Annotated in this window: 1 protein-coding gene and 1 pseudogene; both read left to right on the top strand. The window is 58.6% G+C overall.

Annotation, left to right across the window (positions count from 1 at the left end; genetic code table 11):
* The first annotated feature begins 68 nt into the window (after positions 1-68).
* Positions 69-299, top strand: coding sequence for a hypothetical protein (locus J6497_RS40595; protein WP_225709678.1), 231 nt, complete (start codon positions 69-71; stop codon positions 297-299).
* A 446-nt stretch (positions 300-745) separates the two neighbouring features.
* A pseudogene (locus tag J6497_RS40590) lies at positions 746-1,635 on the top strand (hypothetical protein); the annotation flags it as partial.

Raw genomic sequence — 1,635 nt, 5'->3', positions numbered from 1 at the left:
GAATCACGCAGTGCACAACCCGACACTTAGCTTTGGGCCGTAACACCAGAGCAGAAGGAGCTAACAACATGGCAGATAAGACCTCTGATGCAAAACTTTTCGCGCGCGACCCACAAAGGCGCATCACCGCAGCGACAGCAATCGGTATGAATGTCTTGAAGCCAATTATGCACTTTCAGATCTCAATGCTAAGGATGTGGGCCGACAGCATCGAGAGGTTCGCGGGCAATTACGAAAAGGGGTTGGACGAAACCGCGACCACTGTCGAGGAACAGTCAGACAAGGAACGCGCCGCGTAAATTAACGCGAATGGTTAGGCGGAGTTCGAGTTGGGTCAAAAGCCGCCGACGTCGGCTGAACTGGGCTATGCTCGCTCTACCTCTGTGAACCGACGTGCCTTGATAGCATTCGCGCGTGCTGAATGGGCGACGCCGCCGCCGCGACTCGGAGCCGCGTTTTTTGCGCGTTGAACCTGAACTGTTCAGGCGCACTTTTGCTCTAATTGCCGCGCTAAATGCCCTTCCGTTCTGTCTTGGATACGTTGTGGAGTGAGGGGCAACATTTATTGTTGGCCGCCGCAAGGCCGTACGGAAGATTACTAGCCCAGATCACCCTGGAGCCCAGCTCGGCAGCCGCATATCGGCGGGGAGAGCGCGTGCATCTAACGAAAGCGAAATCGCGGGACGAAACCGGTCGAAGAGTCCGATTCTATCTGGCTCTTGGCTTGGTGACGGCGGCGACGCTGATGCTGCAGATCATCGAGACCAGAATCATTTCCGTTATCTCATGGTACCACCTGGCCTTCTTCGTCATCAGTATTGCCATGTTCGGCCTGACGGCTGGCGCGGTTTTTGTCTATTTGCGCAAGGAGAAGTTCAGACCGGAGCAACTGTCCTACGACCTGGCTGTGGCGGCGCTGGCCTTCGCCTTAACGGCCGATCTTGCCATGCTCGTGCAATTGACGTTGGTGACAGGTGCTTCGCCGTCGCTCACCTCCCTGGTGGCTTGGGCAGAATTCGCACTGTGTCTCGCCGTTCCATTTTTCTTTTCGGGCGTTGTTGTGAGTCTTGCCCTGACGCGCAGCCCCTATGCAATCGGAAATGTCTACGGAGCGGATCTGATCGGCGCGTCCGCTGGGTGCATCGGCGCCCTCGTGCTCCTGAACGTGATGAGCGGGCCATCAGCGGTGTTGTGGGTCGGTGCGCTCATCGGGCTCGCGGCACTCGGCTTCGCCAGCTCCGGACTCGGCACCCTGCCCGAACCCGCGTCGCTCGGGTCCAAGCTCTTTCGCTACCGCCGAAGCATTGTCATCGGCTGCCTACTCTTTGCGATTGCGAACACGCTCACGACCTATGGCGTTCGACCGACGATCATCAAAGATCACGTGGAAACGCCGGCCGACCTTGCGTACGATCGCTGGAATTCGTTTTCCCGCATCACCGTGAGTCGGAGCGAAACCGTCCCGCCGGCGATGTTCGGTGCCTCGCCTCGCTTGCCGCACTCGACCATTGAGCAGCGCGCGCTGAATATCGACGGCGGCGCCGGCACCGCCCTGTACCGCTTCGATGGAGACCTCGCGAAACTGGGGTTCCTGCGCTATGACGTGACCAACCTTGCCTATGCCATTCCGGACCT

Origin of the sequence: Bradyrhizobium cenepequi (assembly GCF_020329485.1) — a bacterium.
GTDB lineage: Bacteria > Pseudomonadota > Alphaproteobacteria > Rhizobiales > Xanthobacteraceae > Bradyrhizobium > Bradyrhizobium cenepequi.
The sequence above is the reverse complement of the archived record's forward strand: the minus strand, read 5'-3'. Positions and strand labels throughout refer to the sequence as shown.